This window comes from Pseudomonas brassicacearum subsp. brassicacearum, from assembly GCF_008801605.1.
Lineage (GTDB): Bacteria > Pseudomonadota > Gammaproteobacteria > Pseudomonadales > Pseudomonadaceae > Aquipseudomonas > Aquipseudomonas brassicacearum.
The window spans coordinates 323,727-343,065 of the sequence record NZ_VZPJ01000003.1 but is presented as its reverse complement, the minus strand read 5'-3'; the positions used below and the strand labels follow the sequence as shown (position 1 = coordinate 343,065).

Below are 19,339 nucleotides of genomic sequence, written 5' to 3'. Positions count from 1 at the left end.
GTGTCCCTGATCGCTTCTGACCACTTCCGCATCGTTGTCGGCCTCGGCAAGAGCGGCATGTCCCTGGTTCGCTTCCTGGCGAACCGGGGCGTGTCGTTTGCCGTCGCCGATACGCGGGAAAATCCACCTGAGCTGGCCACGCTGCGCCGTGACTATCCGCAGGTGGACGTGCGTTGTGGCGAGCTGGACGTCGAATTCCTGTGCCGCGCCGACGAGCTCTACGTGAGCCCCGGGCTGGCCCTGGCGACTCCGGCCCTGCAGGCGGCCGCTGCCCGTGGCGTGAAATTGTCCGGCGACATCGAGCTGTTCGCGCGTAACGCCAAGGCGCCGATCATCGCCATCAGCGGTTCCAATGCCAAGAGCACCGTCACCACCCTGGTGGGCGAGATGGCCGCGGCGGCCGGCAAGCGCGTCGCCGTGGGCGGCAACCTTGGTACCCCGGCACTGGACCTGCTCAGTGACGACGTCGAGCTGTACGTGATGGAGCTGTCGAGCTTCCAGCTGGAAACCACCGACCACCTGGGCGCCGAAGTGGCGACCGTCCTCAACGTCAGCGAAGACCACATGGACCGCTACAGCGGCCTGCCGGCTTATCACCTGGCCAAGCACCGGATCTTCCGTGGTGCCCGGCAAGTGGTGTTCAACCGCCAGGACGCCCTGACTCGTCCGTTGTTGGGCGAAGGCATGCCCTGCTGGTCCTTCGGCCTGGGCGTGCCGGACTTCAAAGGCTTCGGGCTGCGCGAAGAGAATGGCGAGAAATACCTGGCCTTCGAATTCCAGAACCTGATGCCGGTGCGCGAACTGAAGATTCGTGGTGCCCATAACCAGGCCAATGCCCTGGCCGCGTTGGCCCTGGGCCATGCGGTCGGCCTGCCGTTCGACGCCATGCTTTCGGCCCTGCGCACTTTCGCGGGTCTTGAGCACCGCTGCCAGTGGGTGCGCGACCTGGACGGCGTGGCCTGGTACAACGACTCCAAGGCCACCAATGTCGGTGCCGCACTGGCGGCCATCGAAGGGCTGGGCGCGGACATCGAAGGCAAGCTCGTGCTGATCGCCGGCGGCGACGGCAAGGGCGCCGACTTCAAGGACCTGCGCGACCCGGTGGCGGCCAACTGCCGTGCCGTGGTGCTGATGGGCCGTGACCGCGAATTGATCGCCCAGGCCCTCGGCGACGCCGTGCCGCTGGTTCGGGTCGGTTCGCTGGACGAGGCGGTGCAGCAATGCCGCGCTCTCGCGCACCCGGGCGATGCGGTGCTGTTGTCACCGGCCTGCGCCAGTTTCGACATGTTCAAGAACTATGAAGAGCGTGGGCAGTTGTTCGCCCGGGCCGCGGAGGACTTGGCATGAGCCTGATGAATATCATCAAGCCGTACCCGTCGCCGCTGATCACCGGGCGCGGCATCGACCTGGATTTCCCGATGCTCGCCGGTTGCCTGGCCTTGCTGGGCCTTGGCCTGGTGATGATCACCTCCGCGTCGTCGGAAGTGGCCGCCGTGCAGTCGGGCAACACGCTTTACCACATGATCCGCCACTTGGTTTACCTGGTGATCGGCCTGGGCGCGTGCATCGTCACCATGATGGTACCGATCGCCACCTGGCAGCGCCTGGGCTGGATGATGCTGCTCGGTGCCTTCGGCCTGTTGGTGATGGTGCTGGTGCCGGGCATTGGCCGCGAGGTCAACGGCTCCATGCGCTGGATCGGCTTCAGTTTCTTCAACGTGCAGCCTTCGGAAATCGCCAAGGTCTTCGTGGTGATTTTTCTCGCCGGTTACCTGGTGCGTCGCCAGAAAGAAGTGCGCGAGAGCTGGATGGGCTTTTTCAAGCCGTTCATCGTGCTGCTGCCGATGGCGGGCCTGCTGCTGATGGAGCCGGACTTCGGCGCCACGGTGGTGATGATGGGCGCGGCGGCGGCGATGCTGTTCCTGGGTGGCGTCGGGCTGTTCCGTTTCATCCTGATGGTGGCATTGGCAGTGGCGGCCGTGACCGTGTTGGTCCAGGCGCAGCCTTATCGGATGGCACGTTTGATCACTTTCACCGACCCGTGGGCCGACCAGTTCGGTTCCGGCTATCAATTGACCCAGGCGCTGATCGCCTTCGGTCGCGGCGAATGGCTGGGCGTAGGCCTGGGCAACAGCGTGCAGAAGCAGTTCTACCTGCCGGAAGCCCACACCGACTTCGTGTTCTCGGTATTGGCCGAAGAGCTGGGCGTGGTGGGGTCCTTGTGCACCGTGGCCTTGTTCGTATTCGTCTGCGTGCGCGGCATGTACATCGGCTTGTGGGCCGAGAAGGCCAAGCAGTTTTTTGCCGCCTACGTGGCGTATGGCTTGTCGTTCCTGTGGATCGGCCAGTTCCTGATCAACATCGGCGTGAACGTCGGCCTGTTGCCGACCAAGGGCCTGACGCTGCCGTTCCTCAGTTATGGCGGCAGCTCCCTGGTGATCTGCTGTGCCTGTCTCGGCCTGTTGCTGCGCATCGAATGGGAGAGTCGAACCCACCTGGGCAGCGAAGAGATGGAATTCCAGGAGAGCGACTTCGCCGAGGAGCCGACTCATGGGCGCTAACGTGCTGATCATGGCGGGCGGTACCGGCGGGCACGTGTTCCCGGCGCTGGCCTGTGCCCGGGAGTTCCAGGCGCGCGGCTACACCGTGCACTGGCTGGGCACGCCACGGGGCATCGAGAACGAACTGGTGCCAGCTGCTGGCCTTGAGCTGCACCGGATCGACGCCAGCGGCCTGCGGGGCAAGGGCAAGTTGTCGTTGCTCAAGGCGCCGCTGATGCTGCTCAAGTCGGTCTGGCAGGCGCGGGCGATCATCCGTCGGTTGCGCCCGGTGTGCGTGGTGGGGTTTGGCGGTTATGTGACCGGTCCCGGCGGTGTTGCGGCGAAATTGGCCGGTGTGCCGGTGATCGTTCACGAGCAGAACGCCGTGGCCGGTACCGCCAATCGGTTACTGGTGCCGTTGGCCGCCCGGGTCTGTGAAGCCTTTCCCGACACCTTTACCCTGTCGGGCAGCCGCCGCACCACCGGTAATCCGGTGCGTACCGAGCTGTTTTTCGATACACCGCGCCCGGCCCTGGCTGGACGCAAGGCGCGTTTGCTGGTCCTGGGCGGAAGCCTGGGGGCCGAACCGTTGAACAAATTGCTGCCCGAAGCCCTGTCGCAGATCGCCCCCGAACTGCGCCCGGAAGTGTTTCACCAGGCCGGCAAAAACCACGATGAAGTGACCGCCGAGCGCTACCGCGCCGCTGGCGTCGAGGCGCAAGTGCAGCCTTTCATCAAAGACATGGCCCAAGCCTATGGCTGGGCCGACCTGGTGGTCTGCCGCGCAGGCGCGCTGACCATCAGTGAACTGGCTGCCGCCGGTCTGCCTTCGATGCTGGTGCCTTTGCCCCACGCCATCGACGATCACCAGACCCGTAATGCCGATTATTTGGCCCGTGAAGGCGCTGCCTTCCTGATGCCGCAAAGAACGACTGGCGCCGCGGATCTTGCCGCCCGCCTGACAGAGGTTTTGATGCAGCCGCAACGACTTGAAGACATGGCCCGCGCCGCCCGCCGCCTGGCCAAACCCGATGCCACGACCCAAGTGGTCGATACCTGCCTGGAGGTGGCCCATGGTTGAGAATCGCAAAGCCATGCCGCAACCGGAAATGCGCCGTATCCGCCGCATCCACTTCGTCGGTATCGGCGGCGTGGGCATGTGCGGGATCGCCGAGGTGCTGCTGAACCTGGGTTACCAGGTCTCGGGTTCCGACCTGAAGGCCTCCCCGGTCACCGAGCGCCTGGAATCCTTCGGCGCGCAGATCTTTATCGGCCACCGTGCCGAGAACGCCGCCAATGCCGACGTGCTGGTGGTTTCCAGTGCCGTGAACACCTCCAACCCGGAAGTCGCCACCGCCCTGGAGCGCCGTATCCCCGTGGTACCACGGGCCGAGATGCTGGCCGAGCTGATGCGCTATCGCCACGGTATCGCCGTCGCCGGTACCCACGGCAAGACCACCACCACCAGCCTGATCGCCTCGGTGTTCGCGGCCGGTGGCCTGGACCCGACTTTCGTGATCGGCGGTCGCCTGAACGCCGCGGGCACCAATGCCCAACTGGGCACCAGCCGCTACCTGATCGCCGAAGCCGACGAGAGCGATGCGAGTTTCCTGCACCTGCAACCGCTGGTGGCGGTGGTCACCAACATCGACGCCGACCACATGGCGACCTACGACGGCGACTTCAACAAACTGAAGAAAACCTTTGTCGAGTTCCTGCACAACCTGCCGTTCTACGGTTTGGCGGTGGTGTGCCTGGACGACCCAGTGGTGCGCGAAATCCTGCCGCTGATCAAGCGTCCGACCATGACCTACGGTTTCGGCGAAGAAGCCGACGTGCGCGCCATCAACGTGCGCCAGCAAGGCATGCAGACGTTCTTCACCGTGCTGCGCCCTGATCGCGAGCCATTGGATGTGTCGGTGAACATGCCCGGCAACCACAACGTGCTCAACGCCTTGGCCACCATTTGCATCGCCACCGACGAAGGCGTCAGTGATGAAGCCATCGTCCAGGGCCTGTCCGGGTTCCAGGGCGTGGGCCGACGTTTCCAGGTCTACGGCGAACTGCCGGTGGACGGCGGCAACGTGATGCTGGTGGACGACTACGGCCACCACCCGACCGAAGTCGCGGCGGTGATCAAGGCCGTGCGCGGTGGCTGGCCGGAACGCCGCCTGGTGATGGTCTACCAGCCACACCGCTACAGCCGCACCCGCGACCTGTATGACGATTTCGTCCAGGTGCTGGCCGACGCCAACGTGTTGCTGTTGATGGAAGTCTACCCGGCCGGTGAAGAGCCGATCCCGGGGGCCGACAGCCGCCAGCTATGCCACAGCATTCGCCAGCGCGGCCAGTTGGACCCGATCTACATCGAACGCGGTGTGGACCTCGCGCCGCTGGTCAAGCCGCTGCTGCGCGCCGGCGACATCCTGCTGTGCCAGGGTGCCGGTGACATTGGGGGCCTGGCTCCGAAACTGTTGAACAGTCCGTTATTCGCCGGGGCAATCGTGGCTTCCAGCGAGGGGAAACTGAAATGACTGCTGCCTACGCCAACCTGGTCTCGACCCTTGATCCGAAAGCCTTCGGCCGCGTTGCCGTGCTGTTCGGCGGCAAGAGCGCCGAGCGCGAGGTGTCCCTCAAGTCCGGCAATGCCGTGCTGCAAGCCCTGCAAAGCGCCGGTGTCGACGCATTCGGCATCGACGTGGGCGACGACTTCCTGCAGCGCCTGCTGAGCGAAAAGATCGACCGCGCATTCATCATCCTTCATGGTCGCGGTGGTGAAGACGGCAGCATGCAAGGTCTGCTCGAATGCCTGGGCATTCCCTACACCGGCAGCGGCATCCTGGCTTCCGCCCTGGCGATGGACAAGCTGCGCACCAAGCAGGTCTGGCACAGTCTCGGCATTCCGACGCCGCGTCACGCCGTGCTGGCATCCGAGGCCGATTGTATTTCGGCGGCCACGGAACTGGGCTTCCCTTTGATCGTCAAACCGGCCCATGAAGGTTCAAGTATCGGCATGGCGAAAGTGAATTCGCTGCCTGAGTTGACCGCGGCATGGAAAGACGCCAGTTCCTACGATTCGCAAGTGTTGGTCGAACAATGGATCACCGGTCCCGAGTTCACCATCGCCACCCTGCGTGACCAGGTATTGCCTCCGATTGCGCTGGGCACGCCCCACACGTTCTATGACTACGACGCCAAGTACGTCGCCAACGATACCCAGTACCGCATTCCCTGCGGGCTGGACGCCGCCAAGGAAAAAGAACTGATGGACCTCACGGCCAAGGCCTGTGAGGCGCTGGGTATCGCCGGTTGGGGCAGGGCAGACGTGATGCAGGACGCCGATGGGCAGTTCTGGTTCCTGGAAGTCAACACCGCGCCTGGCATGACCGACCACAGCCTGGTGCCAATGGCGGCGCGCGCCGCCGGTCTGGATTTCCAGCAACTGGTGGTGTCGATCCTGGCCGCCAGTGTCGGCCATCAAGAGCCAAGAGGTTAAGCCATGCAAGGCGCATCGCTTCGTCATCAGCCATCCGCACCCGGTCGCAAGCCGGTGCCGCGGGGTGCCAGCCGAATGGTGGCCAAAGAGCCGATGTCGGCGCGCTTGCCGAAAGCCAATTTTGGCTTTCTCAAGAGCCTGTTCTGGCCGGTGCTGCTGGTGGCGTTGGGGTTCGGTACGTATGAAGGCGCGCAACGGTTGCTGCCTTATGCCGACCGGCCGATCGCCCGGATCAACGTCCAGGGCGACCTGAGCTACATCAGCCAGCAGGCCGTGCAGCAGCGGATCGCTCCGTTCGTCGCGTCGAGTTTCTTCACCATCGACCTGGCGGGCATGCGCAAGGAACTGGAGCAGATGCCTTGGATCGCCCACGCCGAAGTCCGCCGGGTGTGGCCTGACCAGGTGTCGATCCGCCTGGAAGAGCAATTGCCGGTGGCCCGTTGGGGCGACGAGTCGTTGTTGAACAACCAGGGCCAGGCGTTTACGCCGCGGGAACTGGCCAACTATGAACATTTGCCACAACTGTTCGGCCCACAGCGGGCCCAGCAGCAAGTGATGCAGCAATACCAGGTGTTGAGCCAGATGTTGCGGCCATTGGGCTTCTCCATCGCGCGCCTGGAATTGCGTGAGCGCGGCAGTTGGTTCCTGACCACTGGCGCGGGTAGCTCGGGGCCGGGCATCGAGCTGTTGCTCGGTCGCGGCAACCTGGTGGAAAAGATGCGCCGCTTCATCGCCATCTATGACAAGACGCTTAAAGAACAGATTACGAACATTGCGCGCATCGATCTGCGCTACGCCAACGGCCTGGCTGTTGGCTGGCGGGAACCTGTAGCGCCCACGACGGCCGTACCCGCCGTCGCGAAGAATTAAGAAGAGGCAGGACCCATGGCAAACGTGCAAAGCGGGAAAATGATCGTCGGTCTCGATATCGGCACTTCCAAGGTGGTGGCGCTGGTAGGCGAAGTCGCGGACGACGGCACGCTGGTCATCGTCGGGATCGGTACACACCCGTCCCGTGGCTTGAAAAAAGGCGTGGTGGTGAACATCGAGTCCACCGTGCAATCGATCCAGCGCGCCATCGAAGAGGCGCAGCTGATGGCCGGTTGCCGGATCCACTCGGCGTTCGTCGGCGTGGCGGGCAATCACATCCGCAGCCTGAACTCCCACGGTATCGTGGCCATTCGTGATCGCGAAGTCAGCTCCGCCGACCTTGAGCGCGTGCTCGACGCGGCCCAGGCCGTGGCGATCCCGGCCGACCAGCGTGTGCTGCACACCCTGCCGCAGGATTACGTGATCGATAACCAGGAAGGCGTGCGTGAGCCCCTGGGCATGTCCGGCGTGCGCCTGGAAGCCAAGGTCCACGTGGTGACCTGTGCGGTGAATGCTGCGCAGAACATCGAGAAATGCGTGCGCCGCTGCGGCCTGGAAATCGACGACATCATCCTCGAGCAACTGGCCTCGGCCTACTCGGTGCTGACCGACGACGAGAAAGAGCTGGGCGTGTGCCTGGTGGACATCGGCGGCGGCACCACCGACATCGCGATCTTCACCGAAGGCGCCATTCGCCACACGGCGGTGATCCCGATTGCCGGTGACCAGGTGACCAACGACATCGCCATGGCGTTGCGCACCCCGACCCAGTACGCCGAGGAAATCAAGATCCGTTACGCCTGTGCCCTGGCGAAGCTGGCCGGTGCCGGCGAAACCATCAAGGTGCCAAGCGTTGGCGACCGTCCACCGCGCGAGCTGTCGCGCCAGGCCTTGGCCGAGGTGGTCGAGCCGCGTTACGACGAGCTGTTCACGCTGATCCAGGCCGAACTGCGTCGCAGTGGCTACGAAGACCTGATCCCGGCCGGCATCGTGCTGACCGGCGGTACGTCGAAGATGGAAGGCGCGGTCGAGCTGGCCGAAGAGATTTTCCACATGCCGGTGCGCCTGGGCGTGCCCCATGGCGTCAAGGGCCTGGATGACGTGGTCCGCAACCCGATCTATTCCACCGGCGTGGGCCTGTTGATGTACGGCCTGCAGAAGCAGTCCGACGGGATTTCGTTCTCAGGCATCGGCAGCCGCGACAGCTACAGCAGCGACGAGCCGAAGGCTCCGCTGTTCGAGCGGCTCCAGGCTTGGGTCAAAGGCAACTTTTAAACAGTTTCAAAGCTTCACGCGGCAGGTTTCAGGCTTGGCGCTGGAAGACGCAGCAAACGCAGTAGGCGAAAAAACTAGAGAATGAAAGGAGAGGGAAAATGTTCGAACTCGTAGACAACATCCCCGCTAGCCCGGTTATCAAAGTAATCGGTGTCGGCGGTGGCGGCGGCAACGCTGTCAACCACATGGTCAAGAGCAACATTGAAGGCGTTGAATTCATCTGCGCCAACACTGATGCCCAAGCGCTGAAATCCATCGGCGCGCGGACCATCCTGCAATTGGGCACTGGCGTGACCAAAGGCCTGGGCGCCGGCGCCAACCCGGAAGTCGGTCGTCAGGCCGCTCTTGAAGACCGTGAGCGCATCGCAGAAGTCCTGCAAGGCACCAACATGGTGTTCATCACCACGGGCATGGGCGGCGGCACCGGTACTGGTGCGGCGCCGATCATCGCCGAAGTGGCCAAGGAAATGGGGATCCTCACCGTTGCGGTGGTGACTCGTCCGTTCCCTTTCGAAGGCCGCAAGCGTATGCAGATCGCCGACGAAGGTATCCGTCTGCTGTCTGAAAGCGTCGACTCGTTGATCACCATTCCCAACGAGAAGCTGCTGACCATCCTGGGTAAAGACGCAAGCCTGCTGTCGGCTTTCGCCAAGGCTGACGACGTGCTGGCCGGTGCCGTTCGCGGTATCTCCGACATCATCAAGCGTCCAGGCATGATCAACGTCGACTTTGCCGACGTACGGACTGTCATGAGCGAAATGGGCATGGCGATGATGGGCACTGGCTGCGCCAGCGGTCCGAACCGTGCACGCGAGGCCACCGAAGCGGCCATCCGCAACCCGTTGCTCGAAGACGTGAACCTGCAAGGTGCACGCGGCATCCTGGTGAACATCACCGCCGGTCCTGACCTGTCCCTGGGTGAGTACTCCGACGTGGGTAGCATCATCGAAGCCTTCGCTTCCGAGCACGCGATGGTCAAGGTCGGTACCGTTATCGATCCGGACATGCGCGACGAGTTGCACGTTACCGTGGTTGCCACCGGTCTGGGCGCGAAAATCGAGAAGCCTGTGAAGGTCATCGACAACACCGTTCACACCTCCATGGCTTCGCAACCGCAACAACAAGTGGCTTCGCGTCAGGAAGCGCCTGCGGTGAACTACCGTGACCTGGACCGTCCGACCGTCATGCGCAACCAGGCCCAGGCCGGTACAGCGACTGCCGCGAAGATGAATCCGCAAGACGATCTGGATTACCTGGACATCCCGGCTTTCCTGCGTCGTCAGGCCGATTGATGAAATGTATCAGGGGGATACGGGTGATTGGTGTTCAGCAAAGGTCTGGTCTGCTATCATCGCCAGCCTTTGTTGATACCAGTTCGCAATTTGCGCTGAAGCGGCCCATGCCATGATTAAACAACGCACCCTGAAGAATATTATCCGTGCCACAGGTGTCGGCTTGCACTCCGGCGAGAAGGTCTACCTGACCCTCAAGCCCGCGCCTATCGATACCGGCATTGTGTTTTGTCGTGCCGACCTCGACCCTGTGGTGCAGATTCCTGCTCGCGCGGAAAACGTTGGTGAAACCACTATGTCGACCACTCTGGTCAACGGTGACACCAAAGTGGATACGGTGGAGCATTTGCTCTCGGCCATGGCTGGCCTGGGCATCGATAACGCCTACGTCGAGCTCTCCGCGTCCGAAGTCCCGATCATGGATGGCAGTGCCGGACCCTTCGTATTCCTGATTCAATCGGCAGGCCTGGAAGAGCAGGATGCCGCCAAGAAGTTCATCCGCATCCTGCGGGAAGTGACAGTGGAAGACGGCGACAAGCGCGCCACTTTCGTCCCTTTCGAAGGTTTCAAGGTGAGCTTCGAGATCGATTTCGATCACCCGGTTTTCCGTGACCGCACCCAGAGTGCAAGCGTGGATTTTTCCAGCACTTCGTTCGTAAAAGAAGTCAGCCGCGCCCGTACCTTTGGTTTCATGAGTGACATCGAGTACCTGCGCAAGCACAACCTCGCACTCGGCGGCAGTGTTGAAAACGCGATCGTGGTTGATTCCGATGGTGTATTGAACGAAGACGGCCTTCGCTATGAAGACGAATTCGTCAAACACAAGATTCTCGATGCAATCGGCGACCTCTACCTGCTGGGCAATAGCCTGATTGGTGAGTTCAAGGGCTTCAAGTCCGGCCATGCACTGAACAACCAGCTGCTGCGCAAGTTGATTGAGCAGAAAGATGCTTGGGAAGTCGTGACGTTCGAAGACGCCAGCACCGCACCAATCTCCTACATGCGCCCTGTTGCGGCCGTGTAGGCAAAAAAACCTCTCTAGTTTTTGAAGGCTGCCTTTGGGTGGCCTTTTTTTATGGGCGCTTTCTTGGTGTTTATATCCGTTATTTCGGTAACGGCGGCTTATGGCTCCGCCCTTACGGCGGGTCACTTTTGGAAGAGCCGGGAGCCGGACCAGCCAAAAGTAACCAAAAGCGCTTTGCCCCACCACTCGGCACCTCGCCTAGGCTCGGTGTGCCCGAACGAAGGCATTGCTCCGTGGGTCCGTGTGGTTAACGGGGCGCCCGAGATCAACGTCCACCGCGAGGCGGCCTAACAGCCGACCTGGTTCTCCTGGTCGTACACCTGTCAGATCTGTGGGAGCAAAGCTTGCTCGCGATGAGGCCGGCAAGCCCAGCATCCATGTGACTGAACCACCGCCATCGCGAGCAGGCTCGCTCCCACAGGGGAAACGCGCTCCCCATCAAGAACCAGGTCGGCTGTTAGGCCGCCTCGCGGTGGACGTTGATCTCGGGCGCCCCGTTAGCCGCGCTGGGCCATGGATGGCCCTTCGCGGCGGCCCACGGAGCAATGCCTTCGTTCAGGCATGCCGAGCCTAAGCGAGGCACCAAGTGGTGGGGCATGAGCGTTTTGCTTACTTTTGACTGGGCCGGCTTCCGGGCTTCTCAAAAGTGAGCCGCTGCAAGAGCGGAACCGCCAGTGGCCGTTACCGCAGCAACGGATATACACACTAAGTGAACAGCCACAGGGAAAGCGTCACATCGCACAAACCACACGATTTCGCCCACTGGACTTGGCCTGGTACAGCGCCTTGTCCGCCGCGAACAACAGTTGTTGGAGCTCGCCATACGGCCCGTTTACCCAAGTGGCGATGCCGATACTGACCGTCATCGGCGCTTCCCCCTCGGCCACAGGCAGCAACTGTTCAACTGCTTCGCGAATGTTCTGGGCCATGGTGAACGCGCCAGCGGTGGTGGTCTCGGGCAGCACAACCGAGAACTCTTCACCACCGTAGCGCGCTGCCAGGTCGGCAGGGCGACGGACATGCTTGCTGATCAACTGCGCCAAGGTTCGCAAGGCCTCATCACCCCGTTGATGGCCATGACGGTCGTTGAATGCCTTGAAGTGATCGGCATCGATCATCAGCACAGACAACGGTTGCCCCGAACGTTGGGCACGCAGCCATTCCTGTTGCAACGTCTCGTCCAGTGTTCGTCGGTTGGCCAGTCCTGTAAGGGAGTCGACGGATGCCAGTTGAGCCAATTCCCGTTCAGCTCTGTAGCGGCGTCGCAATTCGCGGCGCAGCAGCCAGGTGAGCCAGAGCAAACCGATGCAGAGTGCGCCAGTGGCGCCACTGACCAGCAATGCCGTGCGTTGCCATGACGCGAACACCTCTTGAGAGGAGAGCGCCACCACGACGATCAATGGCAGGTTGCCCACCTGGGAAAAAGTGTACAGGCGCGGCTTCTGATCCTGGCCGGAAATGCTGGTGAAGCTCCCATTGCCTTCGCGCAGGATTCGCATGAAATTCGGTCGGTGACTGAAGTCCTTGCCTGTCAGGTCTTCGGCCAAGGGGGGCTCTTGTGCCAGCAGGATACCGTCGCGGCTGACCAGGTTGACCGTGCCGCCATGACCAATGTTCAGGCTCTTGAACAATTGGTTGAAGTAGCTAAGGCGCATCGCAGCCTCGGCCACGCCCATGAACTCACCCCGTTCATCGCTCAATCGATAGCTGAAACTGATGCGCCATTCATGCCCATGACTTCTGGAGTGGAACGGGCGGCTGATCATCATGCCCGGGTTCGGATCTTGGATATGGGACTGGAAATACTCCCGATCGGCATAGTTGCCTATACGTGGCGTGATCGAGGCGGAGTCAGCGATCACATCGCCGCGTTTGTCCAGCAGCAGGATGTCGCCTTTGTAGGGGGCGGCGGTGGCGCGGTCGAATAGCGCCAGATGGCGAATCGCCGGCGAAACGTCTTTCAGGTCTTCGCGTTTGGCGGCCGAGACCAAACCTTGCAGCGACAGATCGTAGAGCTCCACGTTACGCAGCACGTCGGCGTCAATCAGTTGCACGATATTGTTCGCCGCACGTGTTGCTGCCTGTTGTGCGGCGGCATGTTCGCGAATCAGCAGGAAAGTCACGATGCTCAGGATGGCAATGACAACCAGCGAACTGGCCAGTACGAGTACCCGTTCTGAACGTATCGAAGGCGGGGTGTTGCCGGGTGTCGCACTGCGCGCGCTCATGGGTCCGATGTCTGCATTGTGATGTGGCTGGGATCCGTCCCAAAGGATTGCAAACCGGCAATGAACCAGATGCTGGCCTTTTGCTGATTGTGCTTGGATCGGTGAGGGCGGGCAATCAGTGTTTGCGCAATAACCGGGTAGGAGCTGCTGAAGGCTGCGATCTGACGATTCTGATCGAGTTGGCTTTCGCCCAGCATTCAATGCTGGAAAAGATCGAACCTTGTGGAGGCCTCAGGCTGGCAAGCGGATCCCGAATGTGTTGGCGCCCTGGTCACTGCGCACGAATACGTCCCCGCCATGCATCAGTGCGATGGCCTTGACGATGGCCAGACCCAGCCCATGGTTGGCGCCACTGTTGCTGCGCGAGGCATCGACGCGATAGAAGCGTTCGAACAGGCGCGGCAGGTGCTCGCCGGCAATCGGTTCGCCGGGGTTGGTGACCGCGAGGGTGATCTGGTCGCCAAGGGCTTCGATGTGCACGTCGATCACTTGCCCGGGCGCGGTGTGCTGTACGGCGTTGCTCAGCAGGTTGATCAGTGCCCGACGCAGATGGGCGATCTCGATGTTGGCCTGGGCATCGCCGCTGACCCGGACCTGGACCTGGGCGTCTTCGAGAATGAAGTCCAGGTAGTCGAGGGTGGTGGCCACTTCGCCGGCCAGGGAGGTGCTGGTCAGTTTGGTGGCCTTGCTGCCTTGGTCGGCGCTGGCCAGGAACAGCATGTCGTTGATGATCGAGCGCAGCCGCTCCAACTCTTCGAGATTCGATTGCAGTACTTCGAAGTAGTGTTCGGCCGAGCGCCCACGGGTCAGTGCTACCTGGGTCTGGCCGATCAGGTTGGTCAGGGGCGAGCGTAATTCATGGGCGACGTCGGCGTTGAACGATTCCAGCCGCGAGTAAGCCTGTTCGACCCGGTCGAGGGTGGCGTTGAAGGAACTGACGAACTGACTCAGCTCCGGCGGCAAGGGCGAAAGCTGCAAGCGCCCGGACAGGCGGGGCGGGGCCAGGCGCCGGGCTTCATCGGACAGCTTTATCAGCGGCTTGAGGCCGATGCGTGCGACCCAGTAGCCCAGCAACGAAGCCAGGAACACACCGACAATCGCCAGGCTCACCAGTGCCACCAGCAGGCGATGCTGGGTCTGGTAGAAGGTCTCGGTGTCGATACCGATCATGAAGCGCAGCGGCGGACGCTGGTCCTTGGCCGGGAATTGGCTCACCAGCACTTTCATCGGGTAGTGTCGTTGGGGCAAGGTCAGGTCGCGCTTACCCAGGGCGCCTTGGGCAAAGGCACGGATCTGCGCATCGGGATTGCCGTATTCAAAGCGCGGATCGTCGCTGACGATCCAGAAATGGATGCGCTTGTCTTCTTCTCCGAGCAATCGCAGCTTGTTGTTGATCTTCACCCAGTGTTCAGGCGTGCCGTAGCGGCCAACGGTGGACTCCAGGACACTGTAGCGGGCATCGAGCTCGGCTTCGGGCAACAGGCCCAGGCCCTTGGCGACCTGCTGGTATAAAGCGCCCCCGATCAACAGGAACACCAGTGCCGCCACCAGCGTGAACATGCCGCTCAAGCGCAGGGCGATGCTGTCAGGGACGGTCATCGCTGCGACTCTCCAGCACATAACCCATGCCGCGAATGGTGTGCAGCAACTTCTGTTCGAACGGCCCATCGAGCTTGGCTCGCAAGCGTTTGATCGCCACTTCCACCACGTTGGCGTCACTGTCGAAGTTGATGTCCCAGACCATTTCGGCAATGGCGGTTTTCGAGAGGATTTCGCCCTGGCGGCGGGCCAGGACACTGAGCAGGGAGAACTCCTTGGCCGTCAGGTCCAGGCGCTGGCCGGCCCGTGTGGCCTTGCGGCTGATCAGGTCGATCCACAGGTCGGCGATGCTCACCTGCACCGGTTCATGGCCGCCGCTGCGACGAGTCAGGGCTTGCAGGCGGGCCACCAGTTCGAGGAAGGAGAAGGGCTTGCCCAGGTAGTCATCGGCGCCGTCGCGCAAGCCCTTGATGCGGTCCTCGACCCGTTCCCGGGCGGTAAGCATGATCACCGGTGTCTGCTTGCGGGCGCGCAGGGCTCGCAGTACGCCGAAGCCGTCCAGGCCCGGTAGCATTACGTCGAGCACGATCACCGCGTAGTCGGTTTCCAGGGCCAGGTGCAGCCCCTCGATGCCGTCCGGCGCCACGTCCACGGTGTAACCCTGTTCGCTCAGGCCGCGGTGCAGATAGTCCGCGGTTTTTTCTTCGTCTTCGATAATCAGAACGCGCATGGCCCTGCCTCAGTGGTCTGTGCTCGCCAGCGCCGCCGTCGGCGCCGACCCTGGCTGATGGGCGGGTCGATGGAACAGTCGCTCCAGCCACAAGTATATGACCGGTGTGGTGAACAGCGTCAGCGCCTGGCTCACCAGCAGGCCGCCCACCACCGCGATGCCCAGGGGTTGGCGCAGCTCCGCGCCGGGACCATAGCCGAGCATCAGCGGCAAGGCGCCGAGCAGGGCGGCCAGGGTGGTCATCATGATCGGCCGGAAGCGTGTCAGGCACGCCTGGAAAATCGCCTCCTGGGGCACCATGCCTTTGTTGCGCTGGGCGTCGAGGGCGAAGTCGATCATCAGGATGCCGTTCTTCTTGACGATCCCGATCAGCAGCACCAGCCCGATCAGCGCCATGATCGAAAAGTCCTGGCCCAGCAGCCAGAGCATGATCAGCGCACCGAGGCCGGCCGAGGGCAGGGTAGAGATGATCGTCAACGGGTGCACGAAACTCTCGTAGAGCACGCCGAGGATGATGTACACAGCCACCAGCGCGGCGAGAATCAGCCATGGCTGGCTGGCCAGGGAGCTCTGGAAGGCCTGGGCCGCGCCCTGGAAGTTGCCGGTAATGGCGGCGGGCATGCCGATCTCGTTCTTCGCCTGGTCGAGCAGGCGCACCGCGTCCCCCAGGGCCACGCCGGGCGCCAGGTTGAATGACAGGTTGGCGGCCGGGAACATGCCATCGTGGGCAATCGACAGCGGGCCGTTGCTCGGCGCATCGAAGCGGGCCAGGGCCGAGAGCGGTACCATTTCCCCACTCAGTGGCGAACGCAGGTAGAAATACGCCAGGCTTTCTGCCTTGCCGCGTTGCTGGGTGTCGAGCTCCAGGATCACGTTGTACTGGTTGGTCTCGGTCTGGAATTCATTGATCTGCCGTTGGCCGAAGGCGTCGTACAGGGCCTGGTCGACATCGGTGGCGGTGAGGCCGAAGCGCGCCGCCGCGCTGCGGTCGATGTTGATGTGGGTGATGCTGCCGCCCAGTTGCAGGTCGTTGGAGATGTCACGGAACGCCGGGTTGCCACGCAGCTTGTCGGTGAGTTTTTGTGTCCAGGCGTTGAGGCTCGGCCCGTCGTTGCTCTTGAGCACGTATTGATATTGGGCGCGGCTGGGGCCGGAGCTGAGGTTGATGTCCTGGCCGGCCCTGAGGTACAGCACCACGCCGGGGATTTTCAGCAATTGCGGGCGGATCCGGTCGATGAAGCCGCTGGCCGACACGTCACGCTCGCCCCGGGGCTTGAGGGCGATCCAGAAGCGGCCGTTGGCGATGGTCTGGTTGTTGCCCGAGACACCGACGGAGTGGGAGAAGGTCTGCACCGCCGGGTCGGCGGCGACGATGTCGGCCAGGGCCTTGTGCTTGGCGACCATGTCCGGGAACGACACATCGGCGGCGGCTTCGCTGGTGCCCAGCACCAGGCCGGTGTCCTGTACCGGGAAGAACCCCTTGGGAATGAACACGTAGCCCACCACCGCCAGCGCCAGGGTCAGGCCGAACACGCCGATCATCAGTTTTTGATGGGCCAGGGCCCGACGCAGGCCGTGCTCGTACCAGCCCAGCAGACGCTCGCCGAATCCCATCTTGCTGTGGGCATGATGTACCGGGGCGCGCATGAACAGCGCGGCCAGGGTCGGCGCCAAGGTGAGCGACACCACCACCGAAATCAGGATGGTCGAGGTGGCGGTCAGGGCAAACTCCTTGAACAGGCGCCCGACCACGCCGCCCATGAACAGCAGTGGGATGAACGCCGCCACCAGCGAGAAGCTGATGGAGACCACGGTGAAGCCGATCTCACCAGCCCCCTTGATCGCCGCTTCGCGCATGCCGTCACCGGCCTCCAGGTGCCGGTGGATGTTCTCCACCACCACAATCGCATCGTCCACCACGAACCCCACCGAGATGACGATCGCCACCAGGGTCAGGTTGTTCAGGCTGAACCCCATCACGTACATCAGGGCGAAACTGGCGGTCAGCGACACCCCCAGCACCGCCGAGACAATCAGGGTCGCCGAGAGCTGACGCAGGAACAGCGCCATCACCGCGACCACCAGCAGCACCGCGATCAGCAAGGTGATCTCCACCTCATGCAACGAGGCGCGGATGGTCTGGGTGCGGTCGATCAGGACCTTGACCTGCACGGCGGCGGGCAACATGGCTTGCAGGGTGGGCAGGGCCGCTTGGATGCGGTCGACGGTCTCGACGATGTTCGCTCCCGGTTGCCGGAAGATCACCAGGTTGACCCCTGGTTCGCTGTCGGACCAGGCCTGGACGTAGGCGTTTTCCGAGCCGTTGACGACCTTGGCGATGTCCTTGAGGTGAACCGGTGCGCCGTCCTTGTAGGACACGATCAGCTCACCGTACTCCTCAGGCTGGAACAGTTGGTCGTTGGTGGACAGGGTGGAAATGCTCGAAGCGCCGTACAGGGCGCCCTTGGCCAGGTTGAGGCTGGCCTGCTGGAGCGCCAGGCGGATGTCCGCCAGGGTCAGGCCGATGGCGGCGAGCCGGTCGGCCGAGGCCTGGACCCGGATCGCCGGACGCTGTTGGCCGGAGATATAGATTTGTCCTACGCCGTCGATCTGGCTGATCTGACGCGAGAGCAGGGTTTCGACGTAGTCGCTCAGCTCGGTGCCGGGCATCAGGGAGGAGCTGATGCTGAGGATCAACACCGGGCTGTCGGCGGGATTGACCTTGCGCCAGGTCGGCAGGTTCGGCATGTCGTTGGGCAGTTTGCCGGCGGCGGTGTTGATCGCTGCCTGCACTTCCTGGGCGGCGGTGTCGATGCTTTTATCGAGGCTGAATTGCAGGATCAGGTTGGTCGAGCCCAGGGCACTGCTGGAGGTCATCTGGGTGATGCCGGGAATGGCACTGAATTGCACTTCCAGCGGCGTCGCCACTGACGAGGCCATGGTTTCGGGACTGGCCCCAGGCAACTGCGCGTTAACCTGGATGGTCGGGAATTCGGCCTCTGGCAACGGCGCGACGGGCAGGCGAGGAAACGCGATCACGCCCAGCAGTACCAGGGCAAACGTAAGCAGCACCGTGGCGATGGGGTGGTCGATACACCACGCCGAAACCGAGCCGCGGCCCTTCACGGTTGCGGCTCCGTGGTCTTGGCCAGGGCGGGCGGATCACTGAGCACCTGGATGTGGCTGCCTGGCTTGAGCCGTGACTGACCGTCGCTCACCAGTTGATCGCCAGCGTTCACCCCCTTGATGATGTGCATGTCGCTGTCCTGGTAAACCATGACCACCGGCACGCTCTCGACCTTGTCGCCCTTGATCCGGTACACGAAGTGTTGCTCCAGCCCACGCTGGACGACGGTGGGAGGTACCACCAGGGCGTCCTTGTCGAGGGCGGTCTGGATCTTCAGCGTCACCAGTTGCCCGGGCCACAGCCGTTGCGCGGCGTTGTTGAATTCAGCCTTGGCCCGCAGGGTTCCGGTGTTGGCGTTGATCTGGTTGTCGATGAGGCTCAGGCGCCCCTCGCCGAGCAGTTCCCCGGTGGCGCCGTCGGCACCGATATAGGCCTTGACCAAGGCTTGCTCGGGCGCCGCGATCAAGCGTTGCAAGGTGGGCAGCATTTGCTGGGGCAGGGAGAACTCCACGGCGATCGGGTCGATCTGGGTCACCGTGAACAGGCCTTCGGTGTCGCTGGTGCGCAGGAAGTTGCCTTCATCTACATTGCGAATGCCGACGCGACCGCTCACCGGGGAGCGGATCTGGGTGTAGGACAGTTGCACCTGCGCCGAGTCGATGGCCGCCTGGTTACCCTGGGCGGTGGCCTTGAGCTGGTTGACCAGCGCCTGTTGCTGGTCGTAGGTCTGCTTCGAGACGCCGTCATCGACGCTCAGCAATTTGTAGCGCTTGAGATTGACCTGGGCCACCGCCAGCTGCGCCTGGCTCTCGCCGAGCTGGGCCCGGGCCTGGTCGAGGCTGGCGCGGATCGAACGATCGTCGATGGTCGCCAGCAGGTCACCTTTCTTGACCAGTTGCCCCTCCTTGACCAGCAGCCGGGTGAGAATGCCGTCGATCTGCGGCCGGATCACCACGCTGTGCAGCGACAGGACCGTACCGATGCCGCTGGCAAAGCGCGGCACATCCTTTTGCACCACGCTGACAACCCGCACCGGAACGGCGGCGGGAGCGCTGGGTTTGGCGGTCACGGGCTTGAGCACAAACCAGAGGGCGAGGGCCGCCAGGGCAGCCAACAACACGACGAGCAGGACGGTTTTCTTCTGGGTGTGCATGGATATGAAGGGCCGGTTCGGGACACAGGAGTTTGAGCTTTCTTATATAGCGTTACGAGCCGGTC

At 62.7% G+C, this 19,339-nt stretch carries 14 protein-coding genes; 9 read left to right on the top strand and 5 right to left on the bottom strand.

The genetic code is table 11. The annotated features are described in order from the left end of the window. The 9 genes from murD to lpxC all read left to right on the top strand — a co-directional run bounded on the left by murD (position 1) and on the right by lpxC (position 10,497). Positions 1-1,347, top strand: coding sequence for a UDP-N-acetylmuramoyl-L-alanine--D-glutamate ligase (gene murD, locus F7R20_RS10055; protein ID WP_003205348.1), 1,347 nt, complete (start codon positions 1-3; stop codon positions 1,345-1,347). Beyond that, the gene (ftsW, locus tag F7R20_RS10050) at positions 1,344-2,561 is read left to right on the top strand and encodes a putative lipid II flippase FtsW (protein ID WP_003205347.1); all 1,218 of its coding nucleotides are present in this window, start codon (positions 1,344-1,346) and stop codon (positions 2,559-2,561) included. The genes murD and ftsW overlap by 4 nt, the downstream gene beginning before the upstream one ends. After that, positions 2,551-3,621: an undecaprenyldiphospho-muramoylpentapeptide beta-N-acetylglucosaminyltransferase gene (gene murG, locus F7R20_RS10045; protein ID WP_003205346.1), complete on the top strand. Its 1,071-nt coding sequence runs from the start codon at positions 2,551-2,553 to the stop codon at positions 3,619-3,621. Before ftsW ends, murG begins: the two co-directional genes overlap by 11 nt. Beyond that, positions 3,614-5,074, top strand: coding sequence for a UDP-N-acetylmuramate--L-alanine ligase (murC, locus tag F7R20_RS10040; RefSeq protein ID WP_003205345.1), 1,461 nt, complete (start codon positions 3,614-3,616; stop codon positions 5,072-5,074). Before murG ends, murC begins: the two co-directional genes overlap by 8 nt. Beyond that, entirely contained in the window at positions 5,071-6,036 is a 966-nt protein-coding gene (locus F7R20_RS10035) for a D-alanine--D-alanine ligase (RefSeq protein WP_003205344.1), read from the top strand. The genes murC and F7R20_RS10035 overlap by 4 nt, the downstream gene beginning before the upstream one ends. A 3-nt stretch (positions 6,037-6,039) precedes the next feature. Next, on the top strand, positions 6,040-6,906 hold the full coding sequence (locus F7R20_RS10030) for a cell division protein FtsQ/DivIB (RefSeq protein WP_013694173.1): 867 nt from the start codon (positions 6,040-6,042) through the stop codon (positions 6,904-6,906). A 15-nt stretch (positions 6,907-6,921) separates the two neighbouring features. Then, a complete protein-coding gene (ftsA, locus tag F7R20_RS10025) occupies positions 6,922-8,181 on the top strand; it encodes a cell division protein FtsA (protein WP_003205342.1) in 1,260 nt (419 codons plus the stop codon). Positions 8,182-8,279: 98 nt separating this feature from the next. Beyond that, on the top strand, positions 8,280-9,473 hold the full coding sequence (gene ftsZ / locus F7R20_RS10020) for a cell division protein FtsZ (RefSeq protein ID WP_003205341.1): 1,194 nt from the start codon (positions 8,280-8,282) through the stop codon (positions 9,471-9,473). 112 nt (positions 9,474-9,585) lie between these two features. Then, a complete protein-coding gene (gene lpxC / locus F7R20_RS10015) occupies positions 9,586-10,497 on the top strand; it encodes a UDP-3-O-acyl-N-acetylglucosamine deacetylase (RefSeq protein WP_003178240.1) in 912 nt (303 codons plus the stop codon). A gap of 731 nt (positions 10,498-11,228) precedes the next feature. Here the strand turns inward: lpxC and F7R20_RS10010 are convergent. From F7R20_RS10010 to F7R20_RS09990, 5 genes are all read right to left on the bottom strand, one after another. Then, the gene (locus F7R20_RS10010; RefSeq protein ID WP_003205340.1) at positions 11,229-12,725 is read right to left on the bottom strand and encodes a sensor domain-containing diguanylate cyclase; all 1,497 of its coding nucleotides are present in this window, start codon (positions 12,723-12,725) and stop codon (positions 11,229-11,231) included. Between the two features lie 231 nt (positions 12,726-12,956). Next, positions 12,957-14,324, bottom strand: coding sequence for a heavy metal sensor histidine kinase (locus F7R20_RS10005; protein WP_003205339.1), 1,368 nt, complete (start codon positions 14,322-14,324; stop codon positions 12,957-12,959). Continuing rightward, on the bottom strand, positions 14,311-14,994 hold the full coding sequence (locus tag F7R20_RS10000) for a heavy metal response regulator transcription factor (RefSeq protein WP_003205338.1): 684 nt from the start codon (positions 14,992-14,994) through the stop codon (positions 14,311-14,313). Before F7R20_RS10000 ends, F7R20_RS10005 begins: the two co-directional genes overlap by 14 nt. A 9-nt stretch (positions 14,995-15,003) precedes the next feature. Then, positions 15,004-18,120, bottom strand: a complete 3,117-nt coding sequence (locus F7R20_RS09995) for a multidrug efflux RND transporter permease subunit (RefSeq protein WP_003205337.1) — start codon at positions 18,118-18,120, stop codon at positions 15,004-15,006. Continuing rightward, positions 18,117-19,274, bottom strand: a complete 1,158-nt coding sequence (locus tag F7R20_RS09990; protein WP_003205336.1) for an efflux RND transporter periplasmic adaptor subunit — start codon at positions 19,272-19,274, stop codon at positions 18,117-18,119. The genes F7R20_RS09995 and F7R20_RS09990 overlap by 4 nt, the downstream gene beginning before the upstream one ends. Positions 19,275-19,339 lie beyond the last annotated feature (65 nt).

Bases quoted from the DNA above. Each gene is read 5' to 3' on its own strand.
- lpxC (WP_003178240.1), top strand. From the start codon at position 9,586: ATGATTAAACAACGCACCCTGAAGAATATTATCCGTGCCACAGGTGTC.
- murC (WP_003205345.1), top strand. From the start codon at position 3,614: ATGGTTGAGAATCGCAAAGCCATGCCGCAACCGGAAATGCGCCGTATC.
- F7R20_RS10005 (WP_003205339.1), bottom strand. From the start codon at position 14,324: ATGACCGTCCCTGACAGCATCGCCCTGCGCTTGAGCGGCATGTTCACG.
- F7R20_RS10030 (WP_013694173.1), top strand. From the start codon at position 6,040: ATGCAAGGCGCATCGCTTCGTCATCAGCCATCCGCACCCGGTCGCAAG.
- ftsA (WP_003205342.1), top strand. From the start codon at position 6,922: ATGGCAAACGTGCAAAGCGGGAAAATGATCGTCGGTCTCGATATCGGC.
- F7R20_RS10010 (WP_003205340.1), bottom strand. From the start codon at position 12,725: ATGAGCGCGCGCAGTGCGACACCCGGCAACACCCCGCCTTCGATACGT.
- murG (WP_003205346.1), top strand. From the start codon at position 2,551: ATGGGCGCTAACGTGCTGATCATGGCGGGCGGTACCGGCGGGCACGTG.
- F7R20_RS09990 (WP_003205336.1), bottom strand. From the start codon at position 19,274: ATGCACACCCAGAAGAAAACCGTCCTGCTCGTCGTGTTGTTGGCTGCC.
- F7R20_RS10035 (WP_003205344.1), top strand. From the start codon at position 5,071: ATGACTGCTGCCTACGCCAACCTGGTCTCGACCCTTGATCCGAAAGCC.
- ftsW (WP_003205347.1), top strand. From the start codon at position 1,344: ATGAGCCTGATGAATATCATCAAGCCGTACCCGTCGCCGCTGATCACC.
- ftsZ (WP_003205341.1), top strand. From the start codon at position 8,280: ATGTTCGAACTCGTAGACAACATCCCCGCTAGCCCGGTTATCAAAGTA.
- F7R20_RS10000 (WP_003205338.1), bottom strand. From the start codon at position 14,994: ATGCGCGTTCTGATTATCGAAGACGAAGAAAAAACCGCGGACTATCTG.